General features: G+C 65.5%; 15 protein-coding genes. 12 read left to right on the top strand and 3 right to left on the bottom strand.

Features of this window, described 5'->3' with window-relative positions:
• Positions 1–84: 84 nt before the first annotated feature.
• The 7 genes from mtrA to secA all read left to right on the top strand — a co-directional run bounded on the left by mtrA (position 85) and on the right by secA (position 10,526).
• Positions 85–759 carry an MtrAB system response regulator MtrA gene (gene mtrA / locus ACFUTU_RS17665; RefSeq protein WP_076801713.1) on the top strand — a complete coding sequence of 225 codons (675 nt, stop codon included), beginning with the start codon at positions 85–87 and terminating at the stop codon, positions 757–759.
• 148 nt (positions 760–907) lie between these two features.
• Positions 908–2,827 (top strand): MtrAB system histidine kinase MtrB, encoded by a 1,920-nt coding sequence (mtrB, locus tag ACFUTU_RS17660; RefSeq protein ID WP_377966613.1) that lies wholly within the window; start codon positions 908–910, stop codon positions 2,825–2,827.
• A complete protein-coding gene (locus tag ACFUTU_RS17655) occupies positions 2,824–4,542 on the top strand; it encodes an LpqB family beta-propeller domain-containing protein (protein ID WP_377966589.1) in 1,719 nt (572 codons plus the stop codon). Before mtrB ends, ACFUTU_RS17655 begins: the two co-directional genes overlap by 4 nt.
• Before the next feature lie 141 nt (positions 4,543–4,683).
• Complete coding sequence (locus tag ACFUTU_RS17650) at positions 4,684–5,559, top strand: ComF family protein (RefSeq protein ID WP_377966587.1); 876 nt, start codon at positions 4,684–4,686, stop codon at positions 5,557–5,559.
• Between the two features lie 179 nt (positions 5,560–5,738).
• Positions 5,739–6,464, top strand: a complete 726-nt coding sequence (hpf, locus tag ACFUTU_RS17645) for a ribosome hibernation-promoting factor, HPF/YfiA family (RefSeq protein WP_377966585.1) — start codon at positions 5,739–5,741, stop codon at positions 6,462–6,464.
• 29 nt (positions 6,465–6,493) lie between these two features.
• Entirely contained in the window at positions 6,494–7,708 is a 1,215-nt protein-coding gene (locus tag ACFUTU_RS17640) for a winged helix-turn-helix domain-containing protein (RefSeq protein WP_377966583.1), read from the top strand.
• Between the two features lie 85 nt (positions 7,709–7,793).
• Complete coding sequence (gene secA, locus ACFUTU_RS17635; protein ID WP_377966581.1) at positions 7,794–10,526, top strand: preprotein translocase subunit SecA; 2,733 nt, start codon at positions 7,794–7,796, stop codon at positions 10,524–10,526.
• A gap of 86 nt (positions 10,527–10,612) precedes the next feature.
• Here secA and ACFUTU_RS17630 read toward each other — a convergent pair whose 3' ends face one another.
• Together ACFUTU_RS17630 and ACFUTU_RS17625 are read right to left on the bottom strand one after the other, a co-directional pair.
• The gene (locus ACFUTU_RS17630) at positions 10,613–11,077 is read right to left on the bottom strand and encodes an Rv3235 family protein (protein ID WP_377966579.1); all 465 of its coding nucleotides are present in this window, start codon (positions 11,075–11,077) and stop codon (positions 10,613–10,615) included.
• Between the two features lie 121 nt (positions 11,078–11,198).
• On the bottom strand, positions 11,199–12,026 hold the full coding sequence (locus ACFUTU_RS17625; RefSeq protein ID WP_377966577.1) for a LysM peptidoglycan-binding domain-containing protein: 828 nt from the start codon (positions 12,024–12,026) through the stop codon (positions 11,199–11,201).
• A 162-nt stretch (positions 12,027–12,188) separates the two neighbouring features.
• Between ACFUTU_RS17625 and ACFUTU_RS17620 the strand changes: the two genes are divergently transcribed.
• Positions 12,189–12,758 carry a hypothetical protein gene (locus ACFUTU_RS17620; protein WP_377966575.1) on the top strand — a complete coding sequence of 190 codons (570 nt, stop codon included), beginning with the start codon at positions 12,189–12,191 and terminating at the stop codon, positions 12,756–12,758.
• Between the two features lie 30 nt (positions 12,759–12,788).
• On the opposite strand, the gene ACFUTU_RS17615 is transcribed toward ACFUTU_RS17620, so the two are convergent.
• Positions 12,789–13,004, bottom strand: coding sequence for a helix-turn-helix domain-containing protein (locus ACFUTU_RS17615; protein ID WP_377966611.1), 216 nt, complete (start codon positions 13,002–13,004; stop codon positions 12,789–12,791).
• Positions 13,005–13,157: 153 nt separating this feature from the next.
• On the opposite strand from ACFUTU_RS17615, the gene ACFUTU_RS17610 reads away from it, so the two are divergent.
• From ACFUTU_RS17610 to ACFUTU_RS17595, 4 genes are read left to right on the top strand one after another with little or no spacing between them, the layout of a single operon-like run.
• Positions 13,158–13,802 carry an SAF domain-containing protein gene (locus ACFUTU_RS17610; RefSeq protein WP_377966573.1) on the top strand — a complete coding sequence of 215 codons (645 nt, stop codon included), beginning with the start codon at positions 13,158–13,160 and terminating at the stop codon, positions 13,800–13,802.
• Positions 13,799–15,118 (top strand): CpaE family protein, encoded by a 1,320-nt coding sequence (locus ACFUTU_RS17605; RefSeq protein WP_377966571.1) that lies wholly within the window; start codon positions 13,799–13,801, stop codon positions 15,116–15,118. The genes ACFUTU_RS17610 and ACFUTU_RS17605 overlap by 4 nt, the downstream gene beginning before the upstream one ends.
• Before the next feature lie 58 nt (positions 15,119–15,176).
• Positions 15,177–20,030 carry an NAD-glutamate dehydrogenase gene (locus tag ACFUTU_RS17600; protein WP_377966569.1) on the top strand — a complete coding sequence of 1,618 codons (4,854 nt, stop codon included), beginning with the start codon at positions 15,177–15,179 and terminating at the stop codon, positions 20,028–20,030.
• 34 nt (positions 20,031–20,064) lie between these two features.
• A complete protein-coding gene (locus ACFUTU_RS17595; protein WP_377966567.1) occupies positions 20,065–21,534 on the top strand; it encodes a sensor histidine kinase in 1,470 nt (489 codons plus the stop codon).
• The last annotated feature ends 39 nt before the right edge of the window (positions 21,535–21,573 follow it).

Genomic DNA, 21,573 nt, shown 5'->3' with positions numbered 1-21,573 from the left:
GCTGCTGTTCCGGAGGCCCGGCACGCGCCCCGCCGAAAACTCCATCAATACGACAAAGCAACAGCAATAAGGGAATATGTAACTATGAAGGCACGCATTCTGGTGGTTGATGATGACGAGGCGCTCGCAGAAATGATCGGCATTGTCCTGCGCAACGACGGCTTTGAGCCGGTCTTTTGCGCGGACGGCGGACAGGCTCTGGACGTCTTTCGGTCGTCAAAGCCGGATCTTGTGCTCCTCGACCTCATGCTGCCGGGAACCGACGGCATCGAGGTGTGCCGGCAAATCCGCTCGGAGTCGGACGTTCCGATCGTCATGCTCACGGCCAAGTCGGACACCTCCGATGTGGTCAGGGGACTGGAATCAGGCGCCGACGATTACGTGCCCAAGCCCTTCAAGCCTGCCGAACTCGTGGCCCGTGTCCGGGCCCGCCTGCGCCCCGGCGACCAGAAGGCGCCTGAGACACTCCGCATCGCGGACGTCACCATCGACGTCGCCGGCCACCTGGTCAGCCGCGGCGACGAGCGGATTTCGCTGACCCCTCTGGAGTTCGATCTCCTGGTTGCCCTGGCGCGCAAGCCCTGGCAGGTCTTCACCCGCGAACTGCTCCTGGAGCAGGTCTGGGGTTACCGCCACGCGGCTGACACCCGGCTGGTCAATGTCCATGTCCAGCGACTGCGGTCCAAGATTGAACGTGATCCGGAAGCCCCGGAAGTTGTATTGACGGTTCGTGGTGTCGGCTACAAAGCAGGGTCCTGAACCGCAGGGCCAGAATCCCCCTGAGACGCCCGCGGGTTCAGGTTCCGAACCCCGCGAAAGCGGTCCTGCGGCGGAGCATGCCCGGGACGGTTCGCACAAAACCGGTGCCCGTCCGGGGCCGGAGCACACCGATGCCTTCGGCGCAGGGCTGGCGAGGCTGCCGCTGCAGGCCAGGATCTGGCGGCGCCGGGCGCTAATCGTGGTGCTGCGGGTCGCCCGGCTGGTGCGCACCGGCGTCGACCGTATTTTTCCCGGCATCCGTTACCTGGTGCGTTCACTGCAGCGCCGGTGGCGCCGGTCATTGCAGTTCCGCACGGTCCTGACCACCCTGCTGCTGTCCATCAGTTCGTTTGCGATCGTGGGCGCCTACCTGTCCAACCAGATTGCCAACAACCTGTTCCAGGAACGGCTGACGCAGGCGGAGTCCGAGACCCGCTACAACGTCAAGCAGGTGCAGGACACGTTCGACGGCGCCCAGGTCACCGACCAGTCCAGCGTGATCACCCTCGTCTACGACACCCTTAACGCGGTGGAGGGCAGGGGCTCGGTAATCCAGCGCCGCTACGTCTTTGAGGCGATGCCGGAACAGACCAAGCCGCGCAACCGGTGGGTGGAATCGCGCGCCTCCGACCAGCTGACCATCAGCGTCATCCCGCCCGACCTCCGGAAGGCAGTCCAGGATTCCGGCAAGGAACAGTTCTGGGCATCCACCGAATTCCCGGTGGGGACCGAGGACCGGCCGGGCATCGCGGTCGGCAACAAGGTTACGTTCAACGGCACCGTCTATGAGCTCTACCTGATCTACGACCTCAACACGGCCCAGCAGACCCTGAACGAGATTCAGAATGTGCTGTGGGCCGGCGGCGCCGCACTGGTACTCATGATTGGTGCCATCGCCTGGTACGTCACCCGGAACGTGGTGAGCCCTGTCAGCCATGCCGCCGTGGTATCGGAAAAACTTGCGGCGGGCCAACTGCAGGAACGCATGGTGGTCAAGGGCGAGGACGAGGTGGCCCGGCTCGGGGCCTCGTTCAACCACATGGCGGCGAGCCTTCAGGAGCAGATCACGCAGCTGGCCACCTTGTCGCAGATGCAGCAGCGGTTCGTTTCGGACGTGTCCCACGAGCTCCGCACCCCCCTGACCACCGTCCGGATGGCCGCCGAGGTGCTGTACGACGCACGTGAGGACTTCGACCCCATTAACAAGAGGTCGGCCGAACTCCTCTATAACCAGGTGGAGCGGTTCCAGTCGCTGCTGGCGGACCTGCTGGAGATTTCCAGGTTCGACGCCGGCGTCGCCATGCTCGACGCCGACGCGACGGACATCGTGCAGCTCATCTCGCACGTGATGGAGGGAGCCGCCCCGGTCGCCGAGGAATACGGTTCGAAGATGATACTGAATGCGCCCGGAGGCAGCGTCGTGGTGGAGATGGACTCCCGGCGTATCGACCGGATCCTGCGGAACCTGATCCTCAATGCTCTTGAACACGGCGAAGGCCGGCCCGTCAACATCTCCGTTGCGTCCAATGCCGACGCTGTCGCCGTCACTGTCCGCGACCACGGAATCGGGATGACTCCCGCCGAGGCGGCACGGGTCTTCGACCGCTTCTGGCGTGCCGACCCTGCCCGTGCCCGCACTACCGGCGGCAGCGGCCTTGGCCTGTCCATTGCCACCGAAGACACCAAGCTGCACAACGGATGGCTGCAGGCCTGGGGAAACACCGGAGCCGGCTCCAACTTCCGGCTCACGCTTCCGCTAAAACAGGGCGGCACCATCACCAAGTCGCCGCTGCCCCTCGAACCGGCGGACGTCGGACTGGCCAGCCCGGCCGACCACAGCGTCCTTGTCCTGGGGGAGGGCGCCACGCCTGCGGATTCCGGGCCTGCGTCTTCCGGTCCGGGGGAGTCAGCCGCCAGCGCTATGCCCGCCAATCCTGCACCGGCTAACCCTGCTGACCCTGCCCCGGCCGGTCCTGCCGTGGGCAACGAGGCAGGGCGTGCTGCCGGAACGGAACCGGGCACCGCACCGGGGGCACCCGAACCGGCGCGGACGGGGGAGCGTCCATGAGCCGGGTGCGTCCGGCGGCCCGCGGACTGGCGGCGGGGCTGGTGGCCGTCGTTCTGCTGTTCCTGGCATCGTGCGCCCAGATACCGCGCTCCGGGCCGGTTGGAAAAAGCACAGACGAAAGCGCCGGAAACCCCAACGCGCCGGTGTTTTTTCCGGTGGCTCCGCGCACCGGGTCCAGCCCGGAAGCAGTCATCGAGGACTTCTACCTGGCAGGCAGCGGATACGAGGACGACTACGCCGTGGCCCGGCAGTACCTGACGCAGGCTTCCTCCGTTGCCTGGAAACCGGACCAGCGGACCCTGGTGTTCCGCTCCGAGCGCGTGGTCAAGACCGGCGTCGAGGGCGTCTATAACTACGAACTTGACGTCGCCTACTCAGTGGATTCCGACGGCGTCGCCACCCAGATGCCGGAAGGCACCAAGGAAAACATCCCTGTTACCCTCGTGCAGGTTGACGGTGAGTGGCGCATCTCCAAGATCCCCGACGGTACCGCCATTCCCGAAGAGACGTTCAAGGTCATTTACGGCGCCTACCCCATCTACTTCTACGATCCCAGCTTCACCTACGCCGTTCCCGATGTCCGCTGGTTCATCAAAAAGAAAACAGTGAAGGCCATGACCAGCGCCCTCCTCGGCGGGCCAGCCCCGTATCTGAAGGGCGCCGTCGTCAGCGCGTTTCCGTCGGGGATGAAGCTCGCCAGGGAGTCGGTGCCCGTCGTCTCGGGCGCTGCACAGGTGGACCTGTCCGCCAAGGAGCTGACCGAGGCCTCGACCGAGGACCGGCTCCGGATGCAGACGCAGCTGGCCCTCACGTTCCGCAGCCAGCCGGACGTCATCAACGTTGAACTCCGGGCCAACCAGGACCTCGTGCGCGTGGAGGACAACGGTTCGGTCCTTCCGCCAGTGCAGAACAGAAACGCCCCCGCACGCCAGATCGCCATCAGCAACGGCGAGCTGGTCCGGTACGAGAACAACCGCGTGTCGCCGTTGCCCGACATGCAGCCCGTGGCGGCCCTGAAACCGCGTTCGCCGGCCGAATCGCCCGTCTCACAGACGGTGGCGTTCCTGAACGGCAGCCGCAGCACTCTCTACTCGATGGTGCCCGGCCAGCCCGCGCGCGCGCTGACCACGCGCAGCACGCTGACGCACCCGTCGTTCAGCCTGCACGACTGGGTGTGGACCGCCGGACCCGGTGCCCAGGGCGTCACCGAGATCACTGCGTTCCGTCCCACCGGAGTAGCCCAGGGCGCACCGGTTCCGGACATCACGTTGACCCCCTCCTGGCTGGCAGGCCGCAAGGTCAAGGATTTCCGGGTGTCGCGTGAGGGTGTCCGGGCGCTGGTTATCTCGGAGCAGAACGGCGAGACGCGGGTGCAGGTCACGGGGATCATCCGCAGTGCGGACGGCACGCCGAAGGAACTGACAGCGCCCATCACGCTGCAGTCCAGCGGGAACCCGGACCAGGGCGTGTGGGTCAACGACACCACCGTGGTGGTGATGAAGGGCGCTGCCACGTCCAACGTGACCCCCGAACTTCTCTCCCTCACCTCCCCGCAGCCGCAGAAGCTCGCCCCCTGGCCGGGGCTCGTTGCACTCAGTGCGGGCAACGGGCCGGAGGAGATCTATGCCCAGTCCAAGGACGGCATCTTCCAGCGGCTCGGCAACGGGTGGTCGGCGCAGCTTCGAGGGCCCACAGACCCGTCCTTCCCCGGCTGACCGTCCTCCGGATACCGGTCCGGCTTACCGTTCGGGGCCTTCCTGCCCTGATGTTTTCCACATGGCGGCAGTACATCCTTTTGCGCGGTGACGCCGTCGCCGCAACCTAGACCCGTGGTGAGTCATAGGGCAGGCCGTGGGGTGCGGGCATCAGCGGATCCCGATCTGGTGGCCCAGCCGCTGTGGCACGCCCGCCACCGCGGGGAGCACCGGCGCCGGTTCCTGCAGGCGTGGGACATGCTGGCGGGAGCTGCGGCAGATGCCGTTGCCCTGGCGCTGCCGGTCGAATGCGTCTGCTGCGGCAAGGAGGACCTGGCGCTGTGTTTCGGCTGCGAGCGCAGGCTCCGGATGCTGACCCGCCATCCTTTCCGGGCGGAGAGCAGTGCACCTGCGCTCATGGACACTGACGGCTCGGTCATCCTTCCGGTAGTGGCGGCAGGCATCTACCGTGAGGAGCTCTCGCAGTCGATCCTGGCCTTCAAACGCCACGGGCAGGGGCAGCTGCGGAGGGTGTTGTCAAAGATACTAATGGAGGCGCTCGCGGCAGCCTGTGGGGGAACGGAAGGGATGGTCCTGGTCCCGGTCCCCACCAGCGGCAGTGCCTACCGGAAGCGCGGGTTCAGCCCCGTTCATTTGCTGCTGCCGCGCACAGGCCGGAGCGGCAGCGGCTGCCACGCAGAATGCGTGGATGCGCTGCGCAAGGTCACAAACCCCGGAACCGGAGCTGGCCTCGCCGGAGGGCAGAAGGGGCTTGGCAGGGGAGACCGGTCACGCAGGGTCCGTGGCTCCATGCGCACTGCACGGGGTGCGCGTGGCCGCTCCCTCCGGGGCCGGCAGTGCATTATTGTCGACGACGTCCTGACCACCGGCGCCACTCTGGCGGAAGCTGCGCGGGCCGTCCACGATGCCGGCGGAATTGTGCTGGGTGCCGTGGTCCTCGCCGCCACCCGGCCGCCGGATGCGGTGTCCGCTTCCGGTCCGCTGCGGGCTCCTGGGGGCGGGCTGGGGATTAGCTGAGACATAGAAAAAAATAAACTGCGAAAGGATGAATAACTGGTTGCTATGAACTAACGTCGGATATGGGTACCAAGATCAGTTGTACCTTTCGATAGCGGCTCGGAAAGGGGCTCGACTGTCAATCAGATCGTCCCCCGGATGTGCCGCCGTCGTGTCACCGAAGTCATTTGGAGGGCACCATGGAGTTCATGATCAGCGGACGGAATCTGACGGTCTCGGACCGCTTCCGCGAATACGCCGGCGAGAAGATCTCAAAGATCGAATCGCTTGGGGACAAGGTCCAGAGGGTCGACGCGAAGGTTTCCAAGGAAACAAATGCGCGGCAGACCGGTGACCAGCTCACGGTTGAAGTGACAGTCCTGGGCCGCGGCCCCGTGATCCGTGCCGAAGCAAGCGCCGCAGATAAGTTCGCCGCGTTCGACCTCGCCTACAACAAGCTCCTGGAACGGCTGCGCAGGGCCAAGGACCGCAAGAAGGTCCACCACGGGCGGCACACGCCCAAAGCCGTACGCGAGGCAACTGCAACGCTGGAGCCCGCGAGCTCCAATCAGCCGATCTACGTCGAAGCGAGCAACCACGCCCAGGCCGCTCCGGAACCGGCCGAGAAATCGCCGTACGACGTCGACAACGACATCCCCGCCGGTGATTCGCCGGTGTTGATCCGGCGCAAAGTATTTCCGGCCGCGTCATTAACCCTTGACGACGCCGTAGACAACATGGAACTTATCGGCCACGACTTCTACCTTTTCGTGGACAAGGCCACGAACGCGCCATCGGTTGTGTACCGCCGCCGCGGGTGGACATACGGGGTTATCACCCTGGACCACTATTGCGAACCCGGCGAGAACACGCATGAGGAGAAAATCCTCGCGTACCGCTCGGATGATGCGGCCGCAACTGCATAGGATGGAGCCCAGGCAACGAAAGGGCTGACATGGGTGCATCGCTGAGCCTCTCGCAGGCGCGGCGGATCGCACTGGCAGCCCAAGGACTGGACAAAGGACGGCCCGCCGGCCCCGTGACGTCACGGGCGGTGGGCCGGACTTTTGCCCGGATTCAGCTCGTGCAGATCGATTCCGTGAACGTCCTGGCCCGGAGCCACTTCCTGCCGTTCTTTTCCCGGCTTGGCGACTATGACCGCTCCATCCTTCGGCAAATGGCGGGCAGGCACCCACGGCGCATGGTGGAGTACTGGGCCCACGAGGCCAGCTACATCCGCCCCGAGCATTTCCTGGACCTGGTGGTGTGGCAGAACCGCAGGTGGGTTGGCGCAGCAGGAATGGACGCGGACCTCCGCTCCGGCGTAACCGGTCGGGTCCTCGAGGCGCTCGCCGACGGAAAACCCCTCACGGCCGCCCAGCTCACGGCGAGGCTGGGGCACGTCGAGGACCGCAAGCACGTCAACTGGGGCTGGAACTGGAATGCGGTCAAACGTGTCCTGGAGCACCTGTTCGAGGAGGGGGTCGTCTCCTCGGCGTCAAGGACGGACCAGTTTGAACGGCAGTATGCTCTGACCCGCCAGGTCTTGCCTGGCCATGACCTCGAAGCGGTGCCGGATCCGTCGGCGGCCATGGATCGGCTCATCGATGCCGCCGCGCAGGCCCACGGCATCGGCAGTGTCCGCTGTTTTGCCGATTACTTCAGGACCCCCATAAAGGCGGCAACGGCCTCGGTCCAGCGGCTCGTGGAAGCGGGGCGGCTGGAACCGGTGACAGTTGCCGGCTGGGACCGGAAGGTGTACCGCCACGCCATGGCACGGCTTCCGCGCCAGGCTGTCGGCCGCGCATTGCTCAGCCCGTTCGATTCGCTGGTGTTTGAACGGCGCAGGCTCGAAGAGCTCTTCGGATTCCATTACCGGATCGAGATCTACACCCCTGAGGCCAAACGCCGCTTTGGCTACTACGTGCTTCCGTTCCTGCTCCGCGAGCGCATTGTGGCGAGAGTGGATCTTAAGGCCGACCGGGCGGCGGGCCTGCTGCTTGCCAAGGCGTGCTTCGGTGAGCCGGACGCACCGGCGGACACCGCCGTCGAACTCGCTGCCGAGCTGCAGCTGATGGCGGCCTGGCTGGGGATGGAGGGCGTCGCTGTCTCGCCAGTGGGCGACCTCGCTCCCGAGGTCGCGGCGGCCGTTACCGGCTATCCGCTGTGAGGGAAACAGGGCAACGTGCAATGCGTCTCTCCCGTAGACTAAATCACGCCAGAATTCGGCAGCATGAGACTGGGAGCAACTTCACGTGGCATCACTAATCGAAAAAATTCTCCGCACAGGTGACAAAAAGCTCCTGCGGCAACTGCGGAACTATGCTGATTCCATTAACGCCCTTGAAGACTCGTTTCAAACTTTTACGGATGCGGAACTCCGTGAAGAAACCGACCGGCTCCGGGCGCGCCACCGAGACGGCGAGAAGCTTGACGACCTCCTGCCGGAAGCCTTCGCCGCCGTGCGTGAGGCATCTTCCCGGACGCTCGGCATGCGGCACTTCGATGTCCAGCTCATGGGTGGCGCTGCCCTGCACCTGGGCAACATCGCAGAAATGAAGACCGGTGAAGGCAAGACGCTGGTGGCCACTGCTCCGGCCTACCTCAATGCGCTTACCGGGAACGGCGTGCACGTTGTCACCGTGAACGATTATCTGGCGGAATACCAGTCTGAACTTATGGGCCGGGTCTACCGCTTCCTGGGACTCACCAGCGGCTGCATCCTCGCCAACCAGGACCCGGCGGTCCGCCGCGAGCAGTACGCTGCCGACATCACCTACGGCACCAACAACGAATTCGGTTTTGACTATCTCCGCGACAACATGGCCTGGGACAAGTCCGAACTGGTCCAGCGCGGGCACCACTTCGCAATCGTCGATGAAGTCGACTCCATCCTCATCGACGAAGCCCGCACGCCGCTGATCATCTCCGGCCCGGCCCAGGGCGACACCAACCGCTGGTACAGCGAGTTCGCCAAGGTGGTCCTGCGCCTGCAGCCGGAGAAGGACTACGAAGTTGACGAGAAGAAGCGCACTGTCGGCGTGCTCGAAAGCGGGATCGAAAAGGTTGAGGACTACCTGGGCATCCAGAACCTCTACGAATCCGCCAACACGCCCCTGATCGGCTTCCTCAACAACGCCATCAAGGCCAAGGAGCTGTTCAAGCGGGACAAGGACTACGTCATCCTCGACGGCGAAGTCCTCATCGTTGACGAGCACACCGGCCGTATCCTGGCCGGCCGCCGCTACAACGAGGGCATGCACCAGGCCATCGAAGCCAAAGAAGGCGTCGAGATCAAGGCCGAGAACCAGACTCTCGCCACCGTGACGCTGCAGAACTACTTCCGCATGTACGACAAGCTCTCCGGCATGACCGGCACGGCCGAAACCGAAGCCGCCGAATTCATGAGCACGTACAAGCTCGGGGTTGTGGCCATTCCCACCAACCGCGACATGCAGCGGACCGATCAGCCTGACCTCGTGTACAAGAACGAAGTGGTGAAGTTCGAGGCCGTGGTCCGGGACATCGCCGAACGGCACGAGGCCGGCCAGCCGGTCCTGGTGGGCACCACCAGTGTCGAAAAGAGTGAGTACCTCTCGCGCCTGCTGGCGAAGGAGGGCATCCGGCACGAAGTCCTCAACGCCAAGAACCATGCCCGGGAAGCGGCCATCGTTGCCCAGGCCGGGCGCAAGGGAGCTGTCACGGTAGCCACCAACATGGCCGGCCGCGGCACGGACATCATGCTGGGCGGCAACGCGGAGTTCACCGCCATCGCCGAGCTGGCACAGCGCGGGCTTGATCCGGAAGAAAACTCGGACGAGTACGAGGCAGCCTGGCCCGGGGCACTGGAAGCCGCGAAAAAGGCCGTCAAGGATGAGCACGAGGAAGTCCTGGGGCTGGGCGGGCTGTACGTGCTGGGAACCGAGCGCCACGAATCCCGCCGCATCGACAACCAGCTCCGCGGCCGCTCCGGCCGCCAGGGCGACCCCGGCGAGTCACGCTTCTACCTCTCCCTCACCGACGACCTGATGCGCCTGTTCAACTCGGGGGCAGCGGAGCGGCTGATGAACAGCTCCGTCCCCGACGACGTGGCGCTGGAATCCAAGCTTGTGTCGCGTGCCATCGCCTCGGCCCAGGGGCAGGTCGAAGGCCGGAACGCCGAACAGCGCAAGAACGTCCTGAAGTACGACGACGTCCTCAACCGCCAGCGCGAAGCCATCTACGGCGACCGCCGTCGGATCCTGGAAGGCGATGACCTCCACGAAAAGGTCCAGTTCTTCCTGGAAGACACCATCAACGCACTGATCAACGAAGCAACGGCCGAGGGCAACGGCGACGACTGGGACTTCGACCAGCTCTGGACCAACCTCAAGACGCTCTACCCCGTCACGGTGACACCGCACGATGTCATCGACGAAGCGGGCGGCAAGTCGCGCATCACGGTGGAGTTTCTGAAGGAAGAAATCATGTCTGATGCCAAGCTGGTGTATCAGGCACGCGAGGAAGCCATCGGCTCCGAGAGCATGCGCGAGCTCGAACGGCGTGTTGTCCTTTCCGTCATCGGACGGAAGTGGCAGGAACACCTCTACGAGATGGACTACCTGAAGGAAGGCATCGGCCTGCGCGCCATGGCCCAGCGTGATCCGCTGGTGGAGTACCAGCGCGAAGGCTTCACGATGTTCCAGTCAATGATGGAAGCCATCCGGGAAGAGAGCGTCGGCTTCCTCTTCAACCTCGAAGTGGAAGTCACCCCGGCGGAGGACGTTGTGGTTGCCGATGCTGCCGGCGGACACACCGAACACCACGAGCCCCAGATCCGCGCCGCCGGTCTCGAAACTCCGGAAAAGCCCGCCCAGCTTCAGTACACCGCGCCCCGCGAGGACGGCGGAGCCGAGACCCGGATCGAAGGCCGGGCTGCGGGCCGCTCGGGCAACCCGGCCAAGGCCGCTTCCCAGGACCGGCGCGACGCGAAGAAGAAAAAGCGCTAGCCGGCGGACATGACAGGCCAGCGGATATGACAGGGAGGGACCGGAGTCATTGCTCCGGTCCCTTCCTGTTTCATCAGGCCGGATCATCACCCGATCTCCAGGGCCGTCACGCGCCAGATGTTCTTGCTGCGTTCCATGCGGACGGCCACGGCACGAACGCGGAGCTCGTCAACCACCACGGCACTTGTCTCATAAATGTCCGGCGTCACCTGACACGCATGAACCGAGCGCACCGACGCATTGCGGTGGAGCAGCCCCATTTCCCGGGGAGCGCGGCTGGCCAGACGCCGGGTGAGGGCCGCCCGGTGCTGGAGCACGGTGAGGCAGCGCTGGTCCAGCCGCCGGGCCAGCTGGTGGATCGGCCTCGTACCGGCCAGGACCTCGATGGCGGCCTGGACGGTGGCCTTGGTGATGGCGCATATTTCGCGCACCTCGTCGCCGGGGACGGAGGAGGGCGCCCGGACGGAGGCCGGGGCGGCCTCTGCCGTGCGGGCCGGGACGGGTTCAAGTACAGGGCTTCCTGCACGCCGAATTGGAGTTACAGCGGTCATGATCGGTCCTTTTTGGTGGGCTGGCTTGGGTAGGCCGCACGAAGGCGGCCTGGGGTAACGGCGCGAAATGCCGACGGCGCCGTGCAGGGATGCGGCGAAGACCCAGGAGATCGGCGAGGGCTCAGGACGGCGGCACCGGTTCACGAGGCGGTGGCGGGCTGAGGAGCTGGCCCGGCCTGAGAACATCGGGGTCGGGGCCGATGACCTCCCTGTTCGCCTGGTACCAGAGCGGCCAGCGGGCGGCAATTTCCACTTCCGACGCACCGGGCCCGAGTTCGCGGGCGGCGATGGCCCATAACGACTCCCCGGGCCGGACAGCGACCTCGCGGTGGGCACCTGCCGGCCCGGCCGTTGCCCATGCCGATGCCCGGGCCGGCAGCGGGACGACGAGGCCCGGTTCCACCACGGGAACGCGTGGCTTCCACTGGGGCTCGACGCGGCTTCCGTCTGCGACGGGTGTTTCTGCCGTGCCGGAGCCGGCGGTATGAGTGGCAGGCAGGGCCGGGCGCGGATCTGTCAGAGGTGCCCACGCTGCAGAGACCGATGATCCGTTCCCGGAAGAAGGGCCGCCGGCCGGCAATGCATCTGCGTGGGCGAGCGGTGCGGCGAGGAGCTGAATGCCCACCGCTGCCATCGCCAGCCTGCGCATGAATACGGGGCTGAGCCGTCCCGTTGCCCTGGCGGCAGCGTGGTGCCCGGTGCGTTCCAGGAGTGCTGTTGCGAAGGCCGTTGCCAGGGAAAGCAGCCACCAGGCGATGATTGCCAGCCCCGCGGTGAGGGCCAGCAGGCCCAGGAGGTCATCGAAGACCAAGGACTGCCGGCGCGCAGCGGAGAGCCGCCAGCGTTCCGCCATCCCGGCTCCCGTGACAGTGAGAAGCGCTCCGAGCCCCAGTATGACAACCGCCAGTGCGGCTTCAGCCCGCACCGGTCGATGTACCAGTTCCGCCATGACCTGTTCCCCCAAACCAGATTATTTGATGCAGTTTGATTTACTTTGATGCAAAGTGAATTGAGTAGAGTCAGTTTGCGCCACATGGCTCGGCCTTGTCTATGGCGGCGGGAAGATTGTGGATGAATTGACCGGCTCCCTGGCCGCGCCTACGCTGGCGCCATGCGGTGGAAAGCACTTTTCCAGGATCTTGAGGTGCAACTGGCTGAAGCCGGCGTCCTGGACCTGGAGTCCGAAATCGCCGAGCGTTCCCGGGCCGACCTGGCTGCCATTGCACTCGATGAACGGCTGCGCGGTTCGCTCGGCTGCCATGTTGGAATCCATCTGGGTTCCGGGCGGGTTTTTGCCGGGACGCTCACCCATGCCGGATCTGAAAGCCTGGTCATTGAGGAGGCGCTGCACCAGGTTCTGGTCCCGTATGCCGCCGTGGGCCACTACAGCGGTCTGGGACGCTTCGCTGTCAGCGAGGTTTCCCCCGTGCGCCGCAAGCTGGGCCTCGCCAGCGCGCTGCGGGGGCTGGCGCGGGACCGGGCCGAACTCACGGTCCTGGTGGCAGGCCGGTCTCGGGACTTGCAGCTCCAGGGTGTAATCGACAGGGTGGGCCGGGACTTTTTTGACCTGGCGCTGACGTTGCCCGGCGAAGCGCGCAGGGCGGGCCGGGTAGCCGACGTGGCCACGGTTCCGTTTCACGCGCTGGATGCGCTGCGCTCGAGGCGGGGCGGCGAGCTCTGAGGGCAAACCGCCTGATTTAGGCCGGGCGGTTCAGAGAGACTTGGACTTGGCCTCTTGGATCATGCGGCTTGCCTCCGCATAGCGCTCTTCGATGTACTGCTCAAGCATCTTTTCCTCGATGCGCCACTGGCCCCGTCCACCTACCTGGATGGCCTTCAGTTCGCCGCTGCGGACGAGGGCATAAGCTGCCGGCGCATTGATCTGAAGCTGTTCGGCTACATCTGCAAGCGTGAGGAATCGGGGCATAGTCCAATTGTGCCACCGTTGGGCGGCCATGATGCTGTTATCCACAGTTTGATGTTGTTTGTCCCAAGACCTTTCCGAAGCAGCAGGCATGCCGTAACAATGATCATGACCGGCGCGATCCAGGCGCCGACGCGTCGAGGGGGAGCAGAACGCATGAGTGCAGGCACGGCGGCCAGCGGGGCCCGGCTGAAGAAACCTTCCTGGAAGGATCCGAGGCTGCTGGTGGGTGTGCTCCTTGTCCTCGCTTCCGTCGTCGGAGTCGTTGCACTCGTCGGAAGTGCGGACCGGACCACAGAGGTATTTGCCGCCCGTGAGGCAATCGCCGTCGGTCAGAGGCTGACTCCTGAAAACATCAGCCGGGTCCGGGTGCGCCTCGGCGACGTCGAACCGCACTACGTCACAGCGGAAGCGGGCCTTCCCGAAGGCCAGGTCGCCGTTCAGCGGATTGCCAAGGACCAGTTGGTCCCCCGCGGAAGCCTCGGCAGCGTCGACGCCCTGGACCGAAAGCCGGTGGCGGTTACCGTTCAGGAGCCCCTGCCAGGGCAGGCGGTGGCTGGCACCCGGGTGGACGTCTGGGTCTCCATGCCGGACGCCCGGAACGGATTTGCCGAACCGAAGCTGCTGCTTCCGGGGGCGGAAATCGCCGAGGTTTCGCAGGGATCCACTGCTCTCGGGGCTGCGAAGTCGACGGTTCTGATGGTTCTGGTGGGCGACGCGCAGATGGCCTCCCTGCTCGGTGCGCAGGCCAATGAGGCCAAGATCTCCGTGGTCTGGAATCCCGGCGGGACTGCCAAATGAGCATCCCTGTTGTCACTGTCGGCGAGTCCCCGGAGGATCTGGTCGGCGGACTGGAACGGCTCCACGGCCCCGTCACAGTGGTCCGGCGTTGCGGGGAGCTGGCGGAACTGCTGGCTGCCTGCCAGAGCGGACTGGCGCGGGCTGCCGTTGTCGCCGAGGGAAGTCCGGAGCTGACAGCCTCGCTGGTGGACCGGCTCGCTGCCGTGGGCGTGGTCGTCGTTGCCCTCACCGACAGCCCTGAGGAGCGGCTGCGGCTTCGCGGCATCGGAGTCACGGCAGCGCCGCTGACGGTTGAATCCAAAGCCCTCGCCGAGAGCATCACCGAGGCCGTCAGCAGGCACGCCGGCCCGGGGCAGGGCCCCGGCGCCGGCCCGGGCTTTTCCAGAGGTTTCGCAGATGCGGGCGCTGAACTGCATCCGGAGGTTGTCGACGCCGAACCGGAGCCGCTGCCCGTAGGAACCGGCAAAATCCTGGCCGTGTGGGGGCCTGCAGGGGCGCCGGGCCGCACTTTGGTTGCCGTCAACATCGCGGGGGAGCTGGCTGCGGAGGGAAAATCTGTCCTGCTGGTCGATGCCGACAGCTATGGGGCCAGCGTCGCGGGTGTCCTTGGACTCCTCGATGAAGCAGCGGGGCTGGCGCAGGCGTGCCGGCTGGCCGACCAGGGCCTCCTGGATCGCGAAGGGCTGCTCCGCGTGGCGGTCCCCGTCGCGGCCACGGCAGGGACCTTCCGGGTTCTGACGGGGATAACCAGGGCCGACCGTTGGACCGAGCTGCGTGCCGCCGCATTGACGCTGGTTTTGGAGCGGGCACGGGAAGTGGCCGACGTTATCGTGGTGGATGCCGGCTTCTGCCTTGAGGCCGACGAAGAGCTGAGTTTCGACACCATGGCGCCGCGGCGCAACGCGGCAACGCTGAGGAGCCTTGAGATGGCCGATTCGGTAATCGCGGTCGGCTCTGCGGACCCGATCGGTGTTCCCCGCCTGATCAGGGCACTGGCGGAACTCGAAGGTGCGGTGCCGGGAGTCAGTCCCGAGGTAGTGCTCAACAAGGTGCGTGCCTCGGCTGTGGGCCGCTCCCCGGAGCGTCAGCTCCGCGAGGCATGGGAGCGGTTCGCCCCGCCGGCGGGCATCAAGGCCTTCCTGCCGTGGGAGCCTGACGCTGCGGATGCCGCGCTGCTGTCCGGGTCTTTGCTGCTCGAATCCGCCTCGGAATCGCGTCTGCGGACCGCGATCGCCAGTTTGGTTTGTGCACCTGCCCAGGAAAAACATCGATCCTCTGTATTCCCATCCACAGCAAGGCGCAGACGGACGGACTAGGCTCACGGTGAGGGCTGCAAGGAAGCAGCCGCAAACTGTCTGATGGAGGCGTGTGTCGATGTCGTCTGGGTCCAGCGTGGAGGATCAGTCCCGTTCAATCGAAGCCGAGGAAGGCTTCTTTGCGGACTACTACGAGCATCTGGCGGAGGAGGACGCGCGGGTTTACCCGCACGAACTGCTGACAGCCAGGGCCGAAACGCACCGGGCAGTCGGTTTTGAACGCAAGCCGGGCACCGCGAACATCTCCATCGTCCCCGAGGGTGACCGGAGTGTCGTATACATCGTCACCGACGACATGCCATTCCTGGTGGACTCGGTTAACGCGGAGCTGGTCCGGCAGAATTCGGCCATCCACCTCGTGCTGCACCCCATGTTCGTGGTTGCGCGCAACCGTGAAACCAACGAACTGGTCAAAGTTGACAGGGTTCCGTCCAGCATCGGCATCTCCAGCGGCGATACCGCGGCGCTGCCGGCACTGTCCGGGCTCATTGCCCAGGGCGACAACGCCTCCCACATGGAGTCCTGGATTGCGGTCGAGATCGGCCGCGCCAGCGACGAGGCAGCGGACAGGCTCCAGGAGGGGCTGGAACGGGTCCTCGGAGACGTCCGTGCCGCCGTCGAGGACTGGCCGAAGATGCGCAACAAAGCGCTGCAGATCGCGCAGGACCTGGACAAGGTGGCGCATCCGACGCAGATCGCTGAGCTGCGGCAGGCGCAGGATTTGCTGCGCTGGCTGGACGAAGGCAACTTCACCTTCCTTGGCTACCGGGAATACGACCTGGTCAACGAGGAAGGCGAGGACGTCCTGGAGCTGCGCGAGGACAGCGGACTGGGCCTGCTGCGGGCCCACCATGACACCCGCCAGGTGCAGCACCTCACCGACGCAGGCAGGCGTAAGGCCCGTGAAAAGCGTGCCCTGGTCATCACCAAGGCCAACTCGCGGTCCACCGTGCACCGTCCCGCCTACCTGGACTACATCGGGGTCAAAAGCTTCGACGCCGCGGGCAACGTCAACGGCGAGCAGCGCTTCATCGGGCTTTTTGCCACCAGCGCCTACACCGACTCCGTGCGCAACATCCCGGTCGTCCGGGAAAAGGTCGAGGCCGTTCTCCGCGGCGCCGGATTCCCGCCGGACTCGCATTCCGGGAAGGACCTGCTGGGCATCCTCGAGACGTACCCCCGGGATGAGCTCTTCCAGATTGAAATCCCCGACCTCGCCGCCACCGCAACCGGCATCCAGCGGCTGCAGGAACGGCGCCGGACCCGGCTTTTCCTCCGTCCGGACATCTACGGACGGTTCATGTCCGCCGTGGTGTACCTTCCGCGCGACCGGTACACCACCAATGTCCGGCTGAGGATCGAGCAGGAACTCCGCGAGACCTTCCACGCCGAGTCCATCGACTATGAGGCGCGCATGACGGAATCGGCCCTCGCCCGGCTCTTCTTCCGGATCCGTCTGCCCAAGGGCGCGGACGTCAGCCACATCAACACCGACGCGCTGGAAAAGCGGCTGGTCCGGGCCGCCCGCTCATGGAGCGAAGGAATCGCCGAGGTGCTCCGCGAGCGGAGCGCCGACGACGGAGCCAATGAACTCGCGGCCATCTGGGCCGAGGCTTTCCCCGCCAGTTACAGGGTCGACTACGAAATCGAAGACGCCCTCGAGGACATCGCCCGGTTTGAACAGTACGGGGCCGAGGCCGAGCGCGTCGCTGGCGCCCGTCAGGAGCGGCCGGGAGTCCACGTGTACCTTCCCGAGGGTGCCGGCGCCACGCTTGAGGAGGACGCCCGGGTCAAGCTGTACATGCTGGAACCGAAGAGCCTGAGCCAGATCCTTCCGTACTTCCACAACCTCGGTTTGGAGGTGCTGGACGAGCGGCCGTTCGAGATCGAAACAGCCGACCGGCGGGACTTCTTCCTGTACGACCTGGGGCTGAAATACCCGACCGGCGTGGACCCGGTGTCCACGGGCCGCCTGCTGGCGGATTCCTTCGGCGCCGCCGTTTCCGGTGCCGTGGAGTCCGACAGCTTTGACCGGCTGGTACTCCGTGAGGGCATGACGTGGCGGCAGGTCATCGTGCTGCGGGCCTATGCGAAGTACATGCGCCAGATGGGGAACACCAACTCCTTCGAGTTTATGGCCGACACGCTGCTGGCCAATCCGGAGGTCACCCTCGGACTGGTGGAACTGTTCGAGGCGCGCTTCGATCCCGGCGTGCCCGCGGATGAGCGGGCCAACAAGCAGGCGGCCGTCCGTGCCCGGCTGGCGGCGTCGATTGAAAACGTTGCTACCCTCGATGCCGACCGGGTGGTCCGGACGTTCACGAACCTGATCGAGTCGACGCTGCGGACCAACTACTACCAGGACAAACCGCACCTGAGCTTTAAGCTGAACCCGTCAGCGATTGAGGGGCTGCCTTTCCCGCGGCCCATGTTCGAAATCTGGGTTTACTCGCCCCGGGTCGAGGGTGTTCACCTGCGCTTCGGCAAGGTGGCCCGCGGTGGCCTGCGCTGGTCGGACCGGCGCGAAGACTTCCGCACGGAAATCCTGGGCCTGGTCAAGGCACAGACGGTCAAGAACGCCGTCATCGTTCCCACCGGCGCGAAAGGCGGGTTCTTTGCCAAGCGCCTGCCGGACCCTGCCAAGGACAGGTCGGCCTGGATGGCGGAGGGCGTGGAGAGCTACAAGACGTTCATCCGCGGACTGCTGGACGTGACGGACAACCTCGTGACGGAAGCGGACGGCGAACGGCTGGTCCCGCCGTCGGACGTTGTGCGCCACGACGGCGATGATTCCTACCTCGTGGTGGCCGCAGACAAGGGCACGGCTTCCTTCTCTGACATAGCGAACGGCCTGGCCAAGGAGTACGGGTTCTGGTTGGGCGACGCCTTCGCCTCCGGCGGTTCGGTGGGATACGACCACAAGGCCATGGGCATTACTGCACGCGGTGCCTGGGAGTCCGTGAAGCGGCACTTCAGCGAGCTGGACCTTGACACCCAGTCCGAGCCCTTCACCGTGGTCGGCGTCGGCGACATGTCAGGCGACGTCTTCGGGAACGGAATGCTCCTGTCCAAGCACATCAGGCTGCTCGCGGCGTTCGACCACCGGCACATTTTCCTCGACCCGAACCCGGACGAGGCCAGTTCCTTCGCGGAGCGGCAGCGGCTGTTCGAGCTGCCCCGCTCGTCGTGGGACGACTACGACAAGAGCCTGATCAGCGAAGGCGGCGGGGTCTACCCGAGGCAGGCGAAATCCATCCCCGTCTCGCCGCAGGTCCGGTCCGCGCTGGGCCTGCCGGAGGACACGACCCAGCTGAGCCCGCCCGAACTCCTGCGCGCGATCCTGCTCGCTCCCGCAGATCTGCTGTACAACGGCGGCATCGGAACCTACGTCAAGGCCAGTTCCGAGACCCACGCCATGGTGGGCGACAAGTCCAACGATGCCATCCGGGTGGACGGCCGCGACCTGCGGGTCAAGGTTGTGGGCGAGGGCGGAAACCTCGGAATGACGCAGCGGGGCCGTATTGAAGCGGCGCTGCAGGGCGTCATCCTGAACACCGACGCCATCGACAACTCCGCCGGCGTCGACTGCTCCGACCATGAGGTCAACATCAAGATCTTCGTGGACCGGATGGTGGCTGCGGGCAAGCTGGACGCCGCCGAGCGATCAGACTTCCTTGCCTCGATGACCGACGAAGTGGGGCGGCTTGTCCTGGAAGACAACATCGACCAGAACATTCTGCTCCTGAATGACCGCCAGAAGGTCGCGGAATGGAGCCCGAGCTACGAGCGGCTGATGGACTGGCTCGAGAAGACCGCGGACCTGAACCGGGACCTGGAGGCACTGCCCTCCACGGGCGTTCTTCGCGAGCGGCTGGAACAGGGACAGGGGCTCACCTCGCCCGAGCTGTCCGTGCTGGCTGCCTACGCCAAGATCGAACTGGCGACCGCCCTGCGTGAGAGTGACCTGGCCGACGACCCCTGGTTCCGCGAGACGCTCCGGAAGTACTTCCCGGTCCAGCTGCGCGAGAAATTCGACGCCGAACTCGACACCCATCCGCTGCGCCGGGAAATCATCGCAACGGTCGTGGCCAACGACATGATCAACCTGGGCGGCATTACCTTTGCCTTCCGGACCATGGAGGAGACCTCGGCAAGCGAGGTGGCGGTGGCCAAGGCCTTCGTCGCCCTGCGGGAAATTTATGAACTCGACGTCATGGTGTCCGAGCTCAATGATCTGCCCGCGTCGTTCCCCACCGAGCACTGGAGCACGGTCCACCTCGATATCCGCCGCCTCCTGGACCGCGCCGTGCGCTGGGTTCTGGCACAGGGAAGCGCCTCACGGCCCATTGCCGACATCGTCGCCGAGTTCAAACCGCCAATGGAACCCATGCGGGCGCGCCTGCTGGACTACCTGCGCGGTGACGACCGTGAACGCGTTGCCTCCTGGCTTGGGAAGGCGCAGTCGTGGGGCCTGCCGGAGGACCTGGGCCACCGCTGGGCTGAGCTGTTCGAGAGCTTTGTCCTGCTGGACATCGCGAAAATCGCGCACAGCCGCAAGGAACCGGTGGAGGACATCGCCCACGTCTACTACACGGTGTTTAACAGGTTCCACGTGGACTCGCTCCTGGAGCGGATCAGTTCCCTGCCGCGGAAGGACCGCTGGCAGGCCCTGGCCCGCGCCGCGCTTCGCGACGACCTCTACTCGACCGTCTCGGACATGACGACGGCAGTCCTGGACGCGACGGACGAGGGGTCGCCGGCCGAGGACAGGCTCAAGGCGTGGGAGCAGCTGAATGCCGAGCATCTGGGCCGTGCGAAGAGCATGTTCGATGAGGTCAACGCCCTCGAAGCGGACGACATGGCCTCGCTCTCGGTAGCATTGAGGCTCTTGAGGTCAATCGTCCGACGCTAGGACAAGGTCCCGCCGTCGAAAAACTGGAGGTGCAGTGGCAATCTTTACGGACCCCATCAGGGAGCACGCTGATTTCGGGCCGGGGGATGCCGAGTGGCTGCACCTCCTGGTGGGCGACTGGCAGATGGTGGCCGACCTCGCATTCGCCGACCTTGCGCTGTGGTTCCCCCATCCGGAACACGGCTACGTAGCGCTGGCGCACGTGCGGCCCTCCACGACACATACGGTGTTCCACGCCGACTTCGTCGGGGAGGGCATCCGGTCGGACCTGCAGCCGCTGGTGGACAAGGCATGGGAGAGCCGCACCATCGAACGTTCCAGTGAGACGAACTGGAGCAGCGACATGGCCCTGCGGGTCGAAGCTGTGCCGATGGTGCGGAACGGCCGGACGCTGGCGGTGGTCACCTCGCACATGGACCTGTCCAGTTCGCGGATGCCGTCCAGGCTGGAGCTGACGTACCGCCAGTGTGCCTATGACCTGCTGCGCATGGGCACACTGGGTCTCTGGCCGGACTTCGCCTCGCCGACCGGCTCCCGCCGCGGAGCCCCGCGCGTGGGGGACGGCCTGATTCGCCTCGATGCCGAAGGCATTGTGCAGTATGCCAGCCCGAATGGCGTCTCGGCGTTCCGGCGCCTCGGCGACGGCGAATCCCTTGAAGGACGCTCGCTCGCCGAGGTCACGGCCGGCCTGCTCAAGGACCGCCGGATGGTGGACGAGACGCTGCCGCTCGTTGTCACCGGGCGGATGCCGTGGCGCAGCGAGATCGAATCCCGTGGCGTCAGCCTGTCGCTGCGCGCGATCCCGCTCCGTGACGAGCAGCAGCGGTTCGGCGCGCTGGTCCTCTGCCGCGACGTGTCCGAACTGCGCCGCCGCGAGATGGAACTGGTCACGAAGGACGCCACCATCCGTGAAATCCACCACCGCGTCAAGAACAATCTCCAGACTGTTGCCGCGCTGCTGCGCATGCAGTCCCGCCGCATGGTCAGCGACGAAGCCAAGCAGGGGCTGGAACAGGCCATGCGGCGCGTGGCAACGATTGCCCTTGTCCATGAAACGCTCTCGCAGGGTCTGACCCAAAGCGTCGATTTCGATGAACTCATCGGACGCCAGTTCCGGCTTTCCGCAGAAGTGGCTTCGCCGTCCCAGCAGGTCCGGACCCAGCGCTCGGGCTTGTTCGGTGAGCTCCCCAGCGACTTTGCGACGCCGCTGGCGCTGGTGATCAACGAACTCGTTACCAACGCCGTCGAGCACGGACTGGAGGGACGCACCGGCACGGTGTGGCTGCTCGCCGACCGTTCCGCAAACGAGGACGGCGAGGAGCTGCTCACCGTCACCGTGGCGGACGACGGCGTGGGCCTGCCCGACACACCACACGTGGAGGGGCTCGGTCTCCAGATTGTCCGGACGCTGGTCACGAGTGAACTCGGCGGCACCATTCAGTGGCAGCCCCGCGACGGTGGGGGCACGGCGGTGCAGATTGTTTTGAGTCTCGCCAACCGCTGACACGGAAAAGGCGAAGGCCGCGGACCAGTGGTCCGCGGC

This window comes from Arthrobacter sp. NPDC057388, assembly GCF_042668165.1.
In the GTDB taxonomy this organism is placed as follows: Bacteria; Actinomycetota; Actinomycetes; order Actinomycetales; family Micrococcaceae; genus Arthrobacter.
This window is presented reverse-complemented; position numbering and strand designations above follow the sequence as displayed.